Annotated in this window: 12 protein-coding genes; 10 read left to right on the top strand and 2 right to left on the bottom strand. The window is 63.6% G+C overall.

Annotated elements, in window-relative coordinates; all coding sequences use genetic code 11:
• Window positions 1-9 precede the first annotated feature (9 nt).
• From LQ788_RS13060 to LQ788_RS13035, 6 genes are all read left to right on the top strand, one after another.
• Window positions 10-1,977, top strand: a complete 1,968-nt coding sequence (locus LQ788_RS13060) for an NADH:flavin oxidoreductase (protein WP_231441639.1) — start codon at window positions 10-12, stop codon at window positions 1,975-1,977.
• Entirely contained in the window at window positions 1,974-2,609 is a 636-nt protein-coding gene (locus tag LQ788_RS13055) for a TetR/AcrR family transcriptional regulator (protein ID WP_231441638.1), read from the top strand. Before LQ788_RS13060 ends, LQ788_RS13055 begins: the two co-directional genes overlap by 4 nt.
• 135 nt (window positions 2,610-2,744) lie before the next feature.
• Complete coding sequence (locus LQ788_RS13050) at window positions 2,745-2,924, top strand: hypothetical protein (protein WP_231441636.1); 180 nt, start codon at window positions 2,745-2,747, stop codon at window positions 2,922-2,924.
• Entirely contained in the window at window positions 2,921-4,666 is a 1,746-nt protein-coding gene (locus tag LQ788_RS13045; RefSeq protein WP_231441634.1) for a sodium:solute symporter family protein, read from the top strand. The genes LQ788_RS13050 and LQ788_RS13045 overlap by 4 nt, the downstream gene beginning before the upstream one ends.
• Before the next feature lie 231 nt (window positions 4,667-4,897).
• Window positions 4,898-5,821: a 4-hydroxy-tetrahydrodipicolinate synthase gene (gene dapA / locus LQ788_RS13040; protein WP_231441633.1), complete on the top strand. Its 924-nt coding sequence runs from the start codon at window positions 4,898-4,900 to the stop codon at window positions 5,819-5,821.
• Between the two features lie 34 nt (window positions 5,822-5,855).
• Window positions 5,856-7,502 (top strand): ribonuclease J, encoded by a 1,647-nt coding sequence (locus LQ788_RS13035; RefSeq protein WP_096167165.1) that lies wholly within the window; start codon window positions 5,856-5,858, stop codon window positions 7,500-7,502.
• A gap of 132 nt (window positions 7,503-7,634) precedes the next feature.
• Here LQ788_RS13035 and LQ788_RS13030 read toward each other — a convergent pair whose 3' ends face one another.
• Window positions 7,635-9,584: an L-lactate permease gene (locus LQ788_RS13030; protein WP_317207043.1), complete on the bottom strand. Its 1,950-nt coding sequence runs from the start codon at window positions 9,582-9,584 to the stop codon at window positions 7,635-7,637.
• Between the two features lie 198 nt (window positions 9,585-9,782).
• Here LQ788_RS13030 and aceB point away from each other — a divergent pair, with 198 nt between their 5' ends.
• From aceB to LQ788_RS13010, 4 genes are all read left to right on the top strand, one after another.
• Entirely contained in the window at window positions 9,783-11,387 is a 1,605-nt protein-coding gene (aceB, locus tag LQ788_RS13025; RefSeq protein WP_231441630.1) for a malate synthase A, read from the top strand.
• Between the two features lie 136 nt (window positions 11,388-11,523).
• Entirely contained in the window at window positions 11,524-12,984 is a 1,461-nt protein-coding gene (locus LQ788_RS13020; protein WP_231441628.1) for an FAD-linked oxidase C-terminal domain-containing protein, read from the top strand.
• Between the two features lie 17 nt (window positions 12,985-13,001).
• Window positions 13,002-14,132 (top strand): FAD-binding oxidoreductase, encoded by a 1,131-nt coding sequence (locus LQ788_RS13015; RefSeq protein ID WP_231441625.1) that lies wholly within the window; start codon window positions 13,002-13,004, stop codon window positions 14,130-14,132.
• Window positions 14,132-15,637 (top strand): heterodisulfide reductase-related iron-sulfur binding cluster, encoded by a 1,506-nt coding sequence (locus tag LQ788_RS13010; protein WP_231441623.1) that lies wholly within the window; start codon window positions 14,132-14,134, stop codon window positions 15,635-15,637. Before LQ788_RS13015 ends, LQ788_RS13010 begins: the two co-directional genes overlap by 1 nt.
• A 28-nt stretch (window positions 15,638-15,665) precedes the next feature.
• Here LQ788_RS13010 and LQ788_RS13005 read toward each other — a convergent pair whose 3' ends face one another.
• On the bottom strand, window positions 15,666-16,127 hold the full coding sequence (locus LQ788_RS13005) for a universal stress protein (protein ID WP_231441621.1): 462 nt from the start codon (window positions 16,125-16,127) through the stop codon (window positions 15,666-15,668).
• Window positions 16,128-16,136: the final 9 nt, after the last annotated feature.

Below are 16,136 nucleotides of genomic sequence, written 5' to 3'. Positions count from 1 at the left end.
AGGATGATCATGTCTTCACTGTTCCCGCACCTCTTCGAACCCATCGCCCTGGGCACCCGAACCATCCGCAACCGCATCGTGTCCTCGGGCCACGACACCGTCCTCGACGACCACGGGTCGATCGGAGATGACCTCGTCGCCTACCACGAAGCGCGGGCCCAAGGCGGGTGCGGGCTCATCGTCCTCCAGGTCTCCGGCGTCCACGAGACCGCCCGGTACACGAACCATGTGCTCATGGCCACCGACGATTCCTCGATCCCCGGATACCGGTCCGTCGCCGAGGCGGTCCACCGCCACGGTGCCACGATCTTCGCCCAGCTCTTCCACCCTGGCCGCGAGGTCATGGACGGTGAACGCGGGATGGCGCCGCGGGCTGTGGCTCCCAGTGACGCACCACAGGAGAGATTCAAGGTCGTTCCCGAGGCTCTGAGCATCGAGGTGATCAAGGAGATCATCGCTGGGTATGCCAGCGCCGCGAAGCGCATCACCGACGCCGGCATCGACGGCGTCGAGATCGTGGCCAGCCACGGCTACCTGCCCATCCAGTTCTTCAACCCGCGAGTCAACACCCGCACCGACGAATACGGTGGCAGCTCGGCCAACCGTCGACGTTTCCTCGCCGAGGTGGTCGCCGGGGTACGCGCAGCCGTCGGTCCCGATGTGGTGGTGGGCCTGCGGATCTCGGGGGAGGAGAAGACCGAGGACGGTCTCGTCGCCACCGAGATCCTCGACCTCATCGAACACCTCGACTCCCTTGACTGCCTCGACTACTTCTCGATCACCGCCGGAGACTCGTCGACTCTGCAGGGTGCGGTGCACATCGTGCCCTCGATGCAGATCGACCCGGCCTACGCAGCAAGCCTGTCCGAACAGGTCAAGAAGATCACCGACAAACCGGTCATGGTCGCCGGGCGGATCAACCAGCCCCACGAGGCGGAGAAGGCCATCGCCGAGGGCCGCACCGACATGGCGATCATGACTCGGGCGATGATCTGCGACCCGGAGATCGCGAACAAGTCCGGCCGTGATGCCGTAGACGAGATCCGGGCCTGCATCGGCTGCAACCAGGCCTGCATCGGACACTTCCAGATGGGCGTGCCCATCTCCTGCATCCAATACCCCGAATCCGGCAGGGAGCTTACGTTTCTGCCCAGACCCAGAGTGAGAACCCGACGCCGTGTCCTCGTCATCGGCGGTGGGCCCGCCGGACTCAAGGCTGCGGCGGTGGCGGCCGAGGCCGGAGGTGACGTCGTTCTCTGTGAACGCGAGCCCCACCTCGGCGGGGCCGTGCTGTTGGCTCAGGAGCTGCCCTATCGGTCCGAATTCGGGGGAGCGGCGACTAATCTGAGTGCTGAGGCGAAACGGGCCGGTGTCGATATCCGAACATCGACGACGGTGACCCAGCAGATCCTCGATGAGGTCGCCCCCGAACACGTGATCGTCGCGACCGGTGCCAGGCAACGCATGCCGCACCTCGAGGTCGACGATGCGGCATTCGTCATCGGAGCCCGGGACTACCTGAGCACCCAGCCGATTCTGCCCACGGGCCGTGTCCTCGTCACCGACTGGAAGGGCGACTGGATCGGCCTGGGCATCGCCCTGCGTCTGGCTGAAGCCCGTGTGCCGGTGACCCTGGCGACCGCGGCGAACTTCGCGGGCGCCGCGATCCAGCAGTACACGCGCACGCTGCTCATGTCCCAGGCTCTGCGGGCCGGGGTCGACTTCGTCAACGACGCGCGTCTCGTCGGCGTCGATGCCGACACCGGCTACCTGCAGTCCACACTGTGCGAGATCGTCCACGAGGTCGAGGGTGTGGCCGCCACGATCGTCTCCGGTGCCCCGCAGTCCGTGATCCCCGATCTCGACTTCGGCTCTGCGAGTGTTCACACCATAGGCGATGCCCTGGCCCCGCGGACCGTGGAGGAAGCGGTATTCGAAGGGCTCGAGGCTGCGAACAGTCTGGCTGTGGCCTCGTGAGTCCCCGGCCCCAGTACTCTGCAGGAGAGGTTGAGGCCAAACGCGCCATCATCCTCGAGTCGGCGTTGGCACAGATCGTGAAACGTGGTCCGGAGGCCGTGCGGATGAAGGATGTCGCCAAAGACGCCGGGGTGTCGGTGGGCACGGTGCAGTATTACTTCGGTTCTCGCGAGGACCTGCTCGTCCAGGCCTTTTCAACTCACAGCAGCTCGGTGGTTGAAGACATCGCCGGATTGTCGCAGACTCATGGCTCAGCATGGGAAAAGGTGCAATCCAGCCTATGGGCGTTCCCCTCGATCGGCGACCTGCGAAGGCGCTCGCAAATTTGGATCGAACTCGTTGCAGTCTCGAGCCGCAACGACTATCTGCGAGCCTCGGTCGACGAGGTCTTCGACAAATGGGGCGCACATTTCAGAGCGATCATCGACACCGGTATCCGTGACGGGAGCTTCCGGCCGCGGGCAGACACCGACCTCATCGTTGACACTCTCATCGCGGCGATCGACGGCTTCGACGTCGCCGTAGTCGCAGGACGAGGGTCAACTTCGCCCGACCGGATCGTGAAGTCCCTCGAAATCACTGCCGCGGCAGCGTTGGGCGTCGACATGACGCGCGAACCAGAATACGAATAGGCCACCCGACTCGGCCAGATTCGACTCGGCGTTGCCCGTCGGTCGTCGATCGGCGGCCACCCTTGGAGATTCTGTACCAGCAGAGATCTCACGATAACTCAAGGAAACTCAGAACACCGGTTCAAAGGAGAACTCATGTTAGGAACGTATTTGGTCTCGATCTGCTATGGGTTGGTTCCCGCAGCGATCATCATGCTCGGCTGGCACATCGTCCGCCGTGATTATGGAACAAAAACGGTCGGCGAATCCTCCGACATGACCACAGGGACGCGCAATCGGGCACCACACTCCGAACAGGATGGTGATGCGCGATGATGTTCACACTCGCTATCTTCGGCTCGTTCGTCCTCTATCTTGTCATCGGGGCAATCGTCGGGCGAAAGGTCAAGAACACCTCCGACTACTACGTGGCCGGACGAGCGGCTCCAACCTTGCTGATCGCAGGTACATTGGTCGCATCCTTCCTGTCGACGGTGTCGTTCATGGGGGAGCTTGGATTCTCCTACGACGGCTATCCCGTACCGATGTTGTTTCTGACACTGTTCAATGTGTGCGGTTACGTAGTCGGTGTGCTCTTCTTCGGTCGATACCTGCGACGTTCCCAAGCTCTGACAGTGCCGGAATACTTCGGTAATCGATTCGACTCCAAAGCGGTTCAGGCCATCGCCGGGGTTATGGTCGTCGTCGGTATAGGCCTCTACCTCGTAGCGGTCACGCAGGGACTCGTTCTCGTGCTTGTGCAACTGACTGGGCTGAACGAGACCTTGTTGCTAGTCATCGTGTGGGCCAGCTACACGTTGTTCACAATGCTGTCGGGGTCACAGGGAGTTCTCGTCAACGACACTTTGATGTTCTTCGTCTTCACCATTGCCGCTGTCCTGGGCATGGGTTACGTCCTCATCAAAGCAGGTGGCCCAGGGGCGGCGATTGAGAAGCTCTCAGCGTTGGCATCAAAGCCTGATGGGCTGGCCTGGCACGGGCTGACCGGTGAAACGAACTATATGGGTTCCCACGCGGACATCGTTATGTACTGTGTGACGCTTGGGCTTGTCTGGGCGACAGTGGTTGCAGTCAGTCCGTGGCAGTCGAGTCGCTTCCTCATGGCGAAGAACGAACATGTCTGCATTCGTTCGGGTGCGATCTCGATGGTGGTGCTTGCTGCCATCTACCTCTTTCTCACCTTCGGCGGATTCGCGATCAATGCATTCAACCCAGCGATCGATCCGTCAGAAGTCGCCTTTATCTGGACCGCCCAAAACGTCATGCCTCCGGTTATCGGAGTTATCGCAGTCACCGGAATTGTGGCCGCAGGACTATCCTCCGCCGCATCATTTCTGTCACTCATCGGGTTCAGTACTGCCAACGACATTCTTCCCGTTCTCTTCCGTCGTAGCACGACAAGCGCCGAGAATGTCTCAGCTGTCGCAGCAACTGCGGGTGCGAACAACGAATATGCCGCGTCGGCCTCACCCTACGACCGTGGTGAGGCGAGCAGAGGAGCCGAACAGGCAGCTGCAGACAGCTCCACAGAAGACGAAGGAACACGAGGCCTGTGGGCCTCTCGAATCACCATGTTCGTCGTCGGCCTGGTCGTTCTCGCAATCACGGCAGTTGCAAGCCCCGCCGTTCTGACAATCGGATACTTCGCAGCTACATTGTTTGCGGCCTCATGGGGCCCGATTGCCTTTTGGTCGGTCCGCAGTGAGCGTCTGACCGCTCGAGGAGCCGCCGCTGGCATGATCAGCGGATTCCTCGTTGTCGGGGTCCTCAACAGTGCTACGGAATTCGCTGGACTGGCACTTCCAACAATTCTTGACCCTGTAATCCTTGGGTTCCTCGCCAGCATCGTAGGCACGTGGTTGGGAAATCTCGGCCAGGTTCCACCTGAAGCGGGCAACGCGTTCCGGCGGACGCTTCTCGCAGTGCCAGACGAAGACCGCAATCCGAAGGACCTCAAGCTGACGAGGACAATCATGGCGATCTGTGGCATCGGCCTGGTTTTGTGCTCGGTCGTCATGGTCGTGCTGTACGCGATTCCTTACGGTAGCGCTCTCTGATGGCCAAAGTGGGCGCAATGGGAAATGCGCATTCTTCGTCTGCCGACAGTGCCCGGTTGGTGTGATCTGTCTCTCAAGACGGAAGCGATCGGCAACGCCTGAGGGGAACGCCTTCCACGCCTCCGATGAGCGGCCCGTGGCCACAGGCAGGCACCGGTGAAGAGACAATGCACTCGTGGCGCGCGCACGGCCACTGCCGCAGTCGTGGACTGTGCGCGGTATCCTTTTCGTATGGCGATTCTCGGTGACAGCGCAGCAGCCGCTGCGATTGATGCGTTCGGTACTGTCGGCACGGCGATGGTGACGCCGTTCAAGGACGACGGAACCATCGATTATCCTGCCGTGGAGAAGGTGGCGAACCACCTCGTCGACCTCGGCAACGACATGCTCGTCGTGTCTGGAACCACCGGCGAATCACCGACGACGACCGACGATGAGAAGATCGAGCTGCTCAAGGTCGTCCGCGGTGTCATCGGCAACCGCGCGAAGATCATCGCTGGCACCGGCAACAATGTCACCGCGCACACCATCGATCTGTCCAAGCGCTCGGCTGCCGCCGGTGCCGACGGCATCCTCATCGTCACGCCCTATTACTCGAAGCCGACGCAGCCGGCCATCGCCGCTCACATGCGCGCAGCCGCCGACTCGACCGACCTTCCCGTCATGCTCTATGACATCCCGGGCCGCTCCGGCGTGCCCATCAGAACGGAGACCCTCCTCGGGTTGGCCGATCACCCCAATATCCTCGCGGTCAAAGACGCCAAGGGCGACCTCTTCGCCTCGGCGCAGGTGATGAACCGCAGCTCCCTCGTCTACTACTCGGGCGAGGACGCGCTCAACCTTCCGCTGCTGGCTCTCGGTGCCCTCGGCGTGGTCTCCGTCGCCGGCCACGTCTGCACACCGCGGTTCGCTGAGATGGTCTCAGCCGTTGCGAACAACGACCTCACCACCGCTCGCGCAATTGCCCATGAAACGGCAGACATGGTTGACGCGCTCATGAATCACATGCCGGGAGTCATCTCGGCCAAGGCCGCATTGCAGGCCCAAGGAATACTCGACAACCGCGGAACGCGAATGCCCCTGCTCCCAGCAGACGAAGAGCAGATGGCGCTCGTGACCGCCCAATTGACCAGGAGTGGTTACCTCAGTGAATAATGCATTGACCCAAGAATTGAAGCTTCCGCCGAAGATGGACGCAGAAGCCGTCCGCATCGTCGCGCTCGGCGGCCTCGGCGAAGTCGGACGCAACATGACCGTGTTCGAGTACCACGGCAAGCTGCTCATCGTTGACTGCGGCGTCCTCTTCCCCGAAGAGGATCAGCCCGGCGTCGACCTCATCCTTCCCGACTTCGCGTATCTCGATGATCGCCTCGACGACATCGTCGGCCTCGTGCTGACCCACGGCCACGAAGACCACATCGGTGCAGTGCCCTACCTGCTGCGTCGCCGGGCCGACATCCCGATCCTCGGCTCGAAGCTGACGATCGCGCTCATCGAGGCCAAGCTCAAGGAACACCGGATCAAGCCGATCACCCGCGTGGTCAAGGAAGACGACCTCGATCAGCTCGGTCCCTTCGACCTCGAGTTCGTCGCCGTCAACCACTCGATCCCCGACGCCCTCGCGGTCTTCATCCGCACCGGCGCCGGAAACATCCTCCACACCGGCGACTTCAAGATGGACCAGCTCCCGCTCGACGGCCGGATCACGGACCTGCGCGCCTTCGCCCGCCTCGGCGAAGAAGGCGTGGACCTGTTCATGACGGACTCGACGAACGCCGAGGTCCCCGGGTTCACCGCCCTGGAGAAGGACATCGGACCGGTTCTCGAGAACCTCTTCGGTCACGCCGAGCGTCGCATCATCGTCGCCTCGTTCTCCTCACACATCCACCGCGTCCAGCAGGTGCTCAACGCCGCCGACGCCCACGGCCGCAAGGTTGCTCTCGTCGGTCGCTCGATGGTGCGCAACATGAAGATCGCCGAAGACCTCGGCTACCTCGAGGTCCCGCGCGGTGCCCTCATCGACATCAAAGAGGTCGACAAGCTCCCCGACGACCAGGTCGTGCTCATGTGCACCGGTTCGCAGGGTGAGCCGATGGCCGCGCTCTCACGGATGGCCAACCGCAGCCACCGCGTCGAGGTGGGCGACGGCGACACCGTCATCCTCGCCTCCTCACTCATCCCCGGCAACGAGAACTCCGTGTTCAAGGTCATCAACGGGCTGATGAAGCTGGGCGCCAACGTCATCTCCAAGGCCGACGCCAAGATCCACGTCTCCGGCCACGCCTCCGGCGGCGAACTTCTCTACTGCTACAACATCGTCAAGCCCCGCGGCGTCATGCCCGTCCACGGCGAATGGCGACACATGCTCGCCAACGCCAGGCACGCCGAGGCGACCGGAGTGAATCCGGACAACATCGTGCTGGCCGATGACGGTTGGGTCGTCGACCTCAAGGACGGCCACGCCGAGGTTGTCGGAGCAGTCGACTGCAACTTCGTCTTCGTCGACGGCTCCTCGGTCGGTGAGATCACCGAGGCAGACCTCAAGGACCGTCTTGTGCTCTCCGGCGAAGGCTTCGTCACGATCTTCATGGCCATCAACAGCCAGACCAAGTCCCTCATCGCCGGCCCTGAGATCCATGCTCGCGGTGTGGCCGAATCCGATTCGGTCTTCGACTCGATCATGCCGAAGGTCACCAAGGCCGTCGAAGACGCCCTCAAGGACGGAACGACGGACCAGTACCAGCTGCAGCAGGTCGTACGCCGCACCGTGGGACGCTGGGCGTCCTCGAAGCTGCGTCGCAAGCCGATGATCGTCCCCATGGTCGTCATCGTCTGAGTTCGTTCGACCACGCACATTGACTTCGCCCGCGGTGAACCCTCCTAGAAGGGTCCGCCGCGGGCGAAGTGCATCTCAGGGCGCTGCAGAGGCTGTGGGCTCTGAGGAGGCCGCTGTGCGGCGGCTGTGGGCTCAGTCCTCGACCGCCTTTTCCTTGGCTCGGGGTGCCTCAGCCACAAGTTCCTTGCCCGGTGATTTCCGGGCGAGGACGACGGCGACGATGAGTCCCACGAGGACTGCTCCGAAGACGATCGTTCCGGAATTGAACCCGAGTCCGTTGATGCCGATGAAGGCCAGCGCACCGGCGGTCAGCGAGTAGACGAGCATCGGAATGGAGGTGCGTCTGATGAGCTCGCCTTCGCGTCCGATGAGACCCACTGTCGCCGAGGCGGCGACGACATTGTGGACGGCAACCATGTTTCCGGCCGCTCCGCCCACGGCCTGCGCGGCAACGACCGTCTCGGGACTGGCCGCCCCGATCGCCGTACCGGTGGAGAACTGGAACTGCGAAAACATGATGTTCGAGACCGTGTTCGAACCGGCGACGAAAGCGCCCAGGGCTCCGACGAAGGGAGCCAGCAGCGGCCAGCCGCTGCCGACGGTACTGGCGGCCGCCTCGGCGAGGGTCACCGGCATCGAATCCAGACCGGAGGAGTTGTAGTCGCTGCCGGAGTTGATGAACACACGCACCAAGGGCAGTGAGCACAGCAGCGCCACGGCGGCCCCGGCGATCTGCGAACCCGCGATCTTCCAGGAGCCGGCGATCTGCGAGCCGGTCATCCGGTGGATGAGGTAGGTGCAGAGGCAGGCGATGACGAAGATGAAGCCCGGGGACCACAGGAGGTCCATATCCGAACTGATCGCGGTACCGAAGATCTCCTCGATCTTGATGACGGCGGGTCCGGTGAGGAACTCTTTGACCGGGGGCACGTTGCGGGTGAAGAGCAGGAGCGCGACGACGATGAGGTAGGGCGACCACGCGCGGATCATCGACATCTTCTTCGTCAGCTCCGCCGCCTCATCGGCGGGGTCCACGGTGCCCATCCAGTGTTTGGGCCACATCTCGCGCGGGGCGAAGTCCCAGGTCTTCTTCGGCATCAGGAATCCGGCCTTGCTGGCGGTGACCACGATCGCCAAACCGACGAGGCCGCCGATGAGCGAGGGGAATTCAGGCCCGAGCAGGTTGGCTACGAGGAGGTAGGGCACGATCATGGCCAACGCGGAGAAGACAGCGAACGGGGCTATCGCCAGGCCGTCGGCGAAACGCCTGTTGCGGCCGAAGAAACCGGTCATCAGACACGACAGCAGAAGCGGGATGAGGATTCCGCAGATGCCGTGCATGAGAGCGACCTGGGTGGCCGTGTGGGCGATGAACTCGGACTGGCTGAGACCGAGCTCGGAGGCTCTGGCCGCCACATCGGCAGACATGCTGCCGTCTTCCTTCGACAGTCCGGTGCCGATCCCGACGACCATGGGTGTTCCCACGGCGCCGAAGCTCACCGGTGTGGACTGGATGATGAGACCGGCGAGGACCGCTGCGATGGCGGGGAAGCCGAGGGCGAGCATCAGCGGGGCGACCACGGCGGCGGGAGTGCCGAAGCCGGCAGCGCCTTCGATGAAGGAACCGAAGAGCCAAGCGATGATGATGACTTGGACACGTCGATCCGGCGAGATCGAGACGAAGCCGGCGCGGATCGTCTGAATCGCGCCCGATCGTGTGACGGTGGCCAGGAGCAGGAGGGCACCGAAGACGATCCACAGCAGCCCGATCGCGGTGAGCAGACCCTGAACCACCGAAGCGCTGATCGTCACCCAGTTGATCTGCCACGCGAAGTTCGCGACGAGTGCAGCAGCGACCAGGCCGATCGGCATGGCATATTTTGCGGGCCAGCGAAATCCGATGAGCAGGATTCCTGCCAGGAGGATGGGGGTGAGCGCAAGAAGCGCCGCGACAGCGAGGTTGTCCATCGTGAATCCGATCCGCGGCATCGTTGCCGCTTGGTCGAGGAGTCCCCCCATCTCTGATCGGTTGATCAGCGCACGATGTGGTGCCGACTCCGCAAACGAAGTACCTGACTTCATCGTGCCTGGTGGATTGTTGTACCGTCAAGGGAATCCTGCGTCTCACCTCGAGGGAAGCGTTTGACGAGATGTGCATCACCTCCTATTCTTTTCGTTGTGTGAACAATAAATTTCACGATGTGAAAGTTTCGCAGGCTAAACCCCGTTGCCAGCGATCAGCGATGCACTAGTGAAAGTGCTGACTAAGGAGAACCACCGATGACTGCTCAACTCGAGAATCTGGAAATTCCAGAAGGCATGGAGATCACCGGCGAACTGCCGGACGGGGCCCAGAAGGTGCTTACCCCGAAGGCCCTCGAACTCATCGTCGAGCTGAACCGGAAGTTCAATGGGGTCCGCCTCGAGCGCTTGGAGGCTCGCAAAGAGCGCCAGGCTCAGATTGCCGCCGGAACCGACCTCGACTTCCTTCCCGAGACCGCCGAGATCCGCAATGATCCCGATTGGCAGGTCGCACCACCGGCCCCGGGCCTCGAAGACCGTCGGGTCGAGGTGACCGGACCCACCTACAAGAAGATGACGATCAACGCCCTGAACTCCGGCGCCAAGGTATGGCTGGCCGACCAGGAAGACGCGAACACCCCGCAGTGGGATTCGGTCATCGGCGGACAGATCAACCTGCTTGACTCCCTGAACCGCGAGATCGACTTCACCTCCCCGGAGGGCAAGTCCTACACGCTGGCCCCCGACGAGGAGCTGCCGACCATCGTCGTGCGTCCTCGCGGCTGGCACATGCCGGAGAAGCACATCCTCGTCGACGGAGAAGAGGCCTCGGGCTCCCTCGTGGACTTCGCGCTCTACTTCGCCACCGCCGGACAGATCCAGATCGAGAAGGGCAAGGGTCCCTACTTCTACCTGCCGAAGATGGAATCCCACCTCGAAGCGCGACTGTGGAATCAGGTCTTCGACCATGCCGAGGACGCCTTCGGCCTGGCACGCGGGACCATCCGCGCCACCGTACTCATCGAAACCTACCCGGCCGCCTTCGAGATGGAGGAGATCCTCTACGAACTGCGCGAGCACTCCTCGGGCCTCAACGCCGGCCGTTGGGACTACATCTTCTCGGTGATCAAGAACTTCCGGTCCCGCGGCTCGGACTACCTGCTGCCCGACCGTTCGGATGTCACGATGACGGTGCCGTTCATGCGCGCCTACACCGAACTGCTCGTGCGCACCTGCCACAAGCGCGGTGCCCACGCGATCGGCGGCATGTCCGCCTTCGTGCCGTCGAAGGACAAGGACGAAAACGAGGCCGCCTTCAACAAGGTTCGCGAGGACAAGTCCCGTGAGGCCAGCAAGGGCTTCGACGGTTCCTGGGTCGCCCACCCCGGCATGGTCGCCCTCTGCAAGGAGGTCTTCACCGAGACGCTGGGTGACAAGCCCAACCAGATCGAGAACAAGCGCGAAGACGTCTCTGTGACTGCGGCTGATCTCCTCGACGTGAAGTCGACACCCGGCTCCATCACCGAGGCGGGTCTGCGCACCAACGTCAACGTCGGCATCCAGTACCTGCGGGCCTGGCTCGAAGGCAACGGCGCGGTCGCCATCCACGGACTCATGGAGGATGCGGCCACCGCCGAAATCTCCCGCTCCCAGGTGTGGCAGTGGATGGACGCCGGAGTCGAACTCGACACCGGAGTCACCGTCACCGGCGACCTCGTGCGTCAGGTCGTGTCCGAAGAGGTCGCGAAGCTGCCCGGTGAGGAAGCGGACTGGAAGGATGCCACGGACACGTTCCTGTCCGTGGCCGTCGCCGACGAATATGTCGACTTCCTGACACTCCCGGCCTACGCCCGTATGCCCTGAGTTTCGGTCCCCTGAGTCTCCGCGGTTCAGGAGTCTCACCAGGTAAGAACGCCGTCGAAAATGTGCTGCGAGGCACATTTTCGGCGGCGTTCTTCGCTAAGCTCGACACCATTGACGCAAGGAGGCGGGAGTGGACATGAGCAGAATCGAATCGGTTCTCACGCGGATCGAACCGCATTTGCCGCCACAGGCGATCGTCACCGACGAGAACGAACGCAAAACCTACGAGTGCGATGGGCTGGCGGTGCACAGAACCGTCCCAGCCCTGGTCATCCGTGTCACCTCCACCGCCGAGGTGGCCCTGACCGTGGCTGCCTGCCATGAGTTCGACGTCCCCTTCGTCGCCCGCGGTTCGGGCACCGGGCTCTCCGGTGGAGCTCAACCCCATGCGGAGGGCGTGCTCATCGTCATGTCGACGATGCGAGACATCCTCGATATCGATCCGATCGCCCAGCGTGCCATCGTGCAGCCTGGGGTCATCAACCTCAATCTCTCGAATGAGGCCAATCCGGGCGGCTACTACTTCGCCCCGGACCCCTCAAGTCAGAGCGTGTGCTCGATCGGCGGCAACGTCGCCGAGAACTCCGGCGGCGCCCACTGCCTCAAATACGGGTTCACCACCAACCACGTCACCGGCGTCACCCTCGTCACAGCCCACGGCGAGATCGTCGAGATCGGGGGAGACGCCCCCGAATACCCCGGCTACGACCTCCTCGGCGTGCTCTGCGGATCCGAGGGAACACTGGGCATCGTCACTGAGGTGACCGTGCGACTGACCCGCCTGCCAGAGGCCGTGGAGACGCTGCTCATCGGATTCGAGTCCACCGACGCAGCAGGGGAAGCAGTCAGCGACATCATCTCCGCGGGAATCATGCCCGCGGCCATCGAGATGATGGACGCGCTGGCCATCGAAGCCGCTGAGAAGGCCGTGGCCTGCAACTATCCCGAGGGTGCCGGTGCCGTCCTCGTCGTCGAACTCGACGGTCCGGCCATCGATGTCGACCTGGAACGTGAGACGGTCATCGCCCGGGCGAAGGACCATGGGGCAGGGGAGATCAGAGTCGCCGTCGACAATGTCGAACGCGGCCTGATCTGGAAGGGCCGCAAGTCCGCCTTCGCGGCCGTGGGCCGGATCAGCCCCGACTACATCGTCCAAGACGGGGTGATCCCACGGTCCCGGCTCGGGCCCGTGCTCGCCTCGATCTCCACGATCGCGGAGGAGTGCGGTGTGCGCGTGGCCAACGTCTTCCATGCTGGTGACGGCAACCTGCACCCGCTCGTGCTCTTCGACGGCAGCGTCGAGGGTCAGACCGAACTGGCCGAGACCGCCTCGGGACGCATCCTCGATCTGTGCCTGAGCGAAGGCGGGTCGATCACCGGCGAACACGGGGTCGGTTCCGACAAGGCCAAATTCATGCCGCGCATGTTCACCAACGACGACCTCGACACCATGCAGATCCTGCGCTGTGCCTTCGACCCGAACAACCTGTCCAACCCCGGCAAGGTCTTCCCGACTCCACGGCTGTGCGGGGAACCACCTCGGCGAACATCGGGGGAGCATCCACTGCAGGCGGCAGGAAAGGCGGAGCTGTTTTGACCGAGGAACTTCCCAGGATGGCCCGGCCCGAGAGTGTTGAGGAACTGTCCGAGATCGTTGGCCGCGCCCACCGCGAATCTCGCACCATCGCCGTCTACGGCGGCGGGACCGCGCTCGATGACCACCCTCCGGGACACACCCCAGGTCTCCTCATAGACATAGGAGGCCTCAACCAGGTCATCGAACACTCACCCGGGGACCTCGTCCTCGTCGCCGGGGCCGGAGCCACGATCGCCGACCTCAACGCCGTCGCCGAGACCGGGGACCAAGAGCTCCTGCCGGACTTTCCCGCCGATCGCACCGATTCAGGATCGACGCTGGGAGGCGCCATCGCCACCCGGTCCGTGGGGCCGCGCCGCATCGGACGGCTGCCGCTGCGTGAAGTCGTCCTCGGCGTCACCGTCGTCCTCGCCGACGGAACCATCGCAAAGGCCGGCGGCAAGGTCGTCAAAAACGTCGCCGGCTACGACCTCTCCAAACTCATGACCGGATCCTGGGGCACCCTGGGCATCATCGCCAGTGCCGCGCTCCGGCTCTACCCGAAGCCCCAGACCCAGGGTTACGTGGAGATCCCTGGCGCCGAGGCGGCACTCGAAGCCATCGGCTCCCAGGTGGCACCGGCTGCTGTGGAGATCGATCGGTCCCCGGGCGGGCAGGCGTCGACTGTGGTCATGGTCGAAGGACTCGAAGAATCTGTGACTTCGCGCACCGAGAGCATCGTCAACACCTACCCGGGGGCGCAGCGCTGCGTTGAGCCGAGCTGGTGGGCACGGCGAGCTCAGGCGCCGGTGACCATCCGGGCTTCGGTGTCTCCTGCGCTGGTTCCACAGCTCGTCGGGGAGATCGCCCGCCTCGAGGACACCATCGGCTACCCGATCCAGCTGCGCGGGTCCGCCATGGGCGTCTTCGATCTGGGCATCGGCGACCTCGACTCGGACCCCACGATCGCAACCCGAGTGGTTCTCGAACACCTTCGCTCCTGGGGTCAGAAGCAGCTGAGCGCGACCGTGCTGTGTGCCCCCGCCTCGGTGTGGGGCGAGGTCGATGCATGGGGCGAGATCCCCGGATTCGGGCTCATGCGCACCGTCAAGGACCAGTTCGATCCGGACGGTCTGCTCTCACCCGGACGTGGAATAGGAGGACTGTGATGTCATGCGATTGCGGTGGCGCAGGAGGCTGCCAGGGCGGCGGAGCGCCCAAGGAGACGAGCGGGTCGGGAACAGCGTCGGCCGGAGGCGCATCGGGACTCTCACCGTTGGAGATGACGATGGCGACCGCGGGTCGGACCACGATGGAGATGGCCCCGCCGACCATGGACCATTCGGCCTTCGACGTCTTCAACCCACCGGACCCGGGTCTCATCGCCGATTGCGTTCACTGCGGCTTCTGCCTTCCCGCTTGCCCGACCTACCAACTGTGGGGCAATGAGGAAGACTCACCGCGCGGGCGCATCTACCTGATGGAGAAGGGCCTGGAAGAAGGTCCGATGACCGCCTCGATGGTCGAGCACTTCGATGCCTGCCTGGGCTGCATGGCCTGCGTCAGCGCTTGCCCGTCCGGGGTCCAGTACGACAAACTCATCGAAGCCACCCGTGGTCAGGTCGAACGCAACGGAAAAGAGCATCGCAGCCGCGCCGAGGTGGCACTGCGGGAGGCCATCTTCCAACTGTTCCCGTACCCGGACCGCCTCAAGGCCCTGCTGGCACCGCTCAAGCTCTATCAGCGGACGGGACTGTCCAATGTCATCCGCAAGTCCAAGATCCTCGAGAAGCTCTCACCGACCCTGGCCACGATGGAGGCCATTGCACCGCCGGTGACGAAGAAGGTCACCATTCCCGCCACGAACCCGCCACGCTCGGCTGCAGGCGAGTCCCTGCCGGTGAGGGCTCGGGTGGGGATGTTGCTCGGCTGTGTGCAGCGGACCTTCTACCCACAGGTGAATGCCGCCACGGTTCGCGTGCTCAACATGGAGGGCTGCGAGGTCGTCGTGCCGCAGTCCCAGGGCTGCTGTGGGGCACTGTCGGTCCATGCCGGACGCAGCGAGGAAGGCGAGGACTTCGCGCGCAGGATCGTCGACACTTTCACCTCGGCGGAGGTGGACTATCTCGTCGTGAACTCCGCCGGCTGCGGGTCGACGATGAAGGAATACGCCGACATCCTCGCCGATGATCCCGCCTATGCCCAGCGTGCGAAGGAGCTGGCGGACAAGGTCAAGGACGTCACCGAGATCCTCGTCGAACTCGGCCCCAGTGCACCACGGCATCCGGTGGCCGAGGGCGGACTGCGGGTCGCCTACCACGACGCCTGCCACCTCTCCCACGCCCAAGGAGTGCGCAATCCACCACGCGAACTCTTAGGCCAGATCCCCGGAATCGAACTGGCAGCGATCAAGGATGCCGACACCTGCTGCGGATCGGCTGGCATCTACAACCTGGTGCGCCCGGAGACGGCCCGCGAGCTGGGGGACAAGAAGGCCACGAACATCGCCGCCACTAACGCCGCACTCGTCGTCACCGGCAACCCCGGGTGTCTGCTGCAGGTCACGGACGCTCTGCGCAGGCAGGGGGAAGCCACGCTTCCGACTGCTCACACGATCGAACTCCTCGACGCCTCACTCACCGGTGCAGGAGCAGGAGAACTGCTGGCACGCTGAGGTCCTCGGGCTGCTGACCGGCTGCACGCTACTTGACGATGAGCACCGGGCACTCGGCCTCGAGGATGACCCTCTGGGTGCTCGAGCCCAGCAGCAGCTTGACCACGGGGGAGCGGCGCTTGGAAGGAATCACGATGAGCCTCGCCTGCCACTCCTCGGCGAGGTCGATGATCTGGGAGGCCACATCGGAATCGGCGCGTTGGATCTCGAACTCGAGGTCCGCCTCGGCGAGCCAATCGGCCAGTTCCTTCGTCTGGGACAGGGCACCTGCCGAGGGTGCGGTCGTCGTATCCGATTCGAAGTGGACGACACGCACAGCTGCGTTCTCTCGCCGGGCGGCGGCGATCGCCTGCTCGAGGAGCGCCGTTGAGGATTCCGAGCGGTAGGCCAGAATGATCGTATTCTGCGCATCGTCGATGTCGGCCGAGGCCGCCACCCGCAGGGAGGGCACCGGGAACCTGTGCTGGGGTGCTGAGTAGAAGTCAGTCATATCGGTTGT

It is taken from the genome of Brevibacterium zhoupengii (assembly GCF_021117425.1).
GTDB lineage: Bacteria > Actinomycetota > Actinomycetes > Actinomycetales > Brevibacteriaceae > Brevibacterium > Brevibacterium zhoupengii.
Note: the sequence above shows the minus strand (reverse complement) of the source record. Positions and strands in the feature narration are given on the sequence as shown.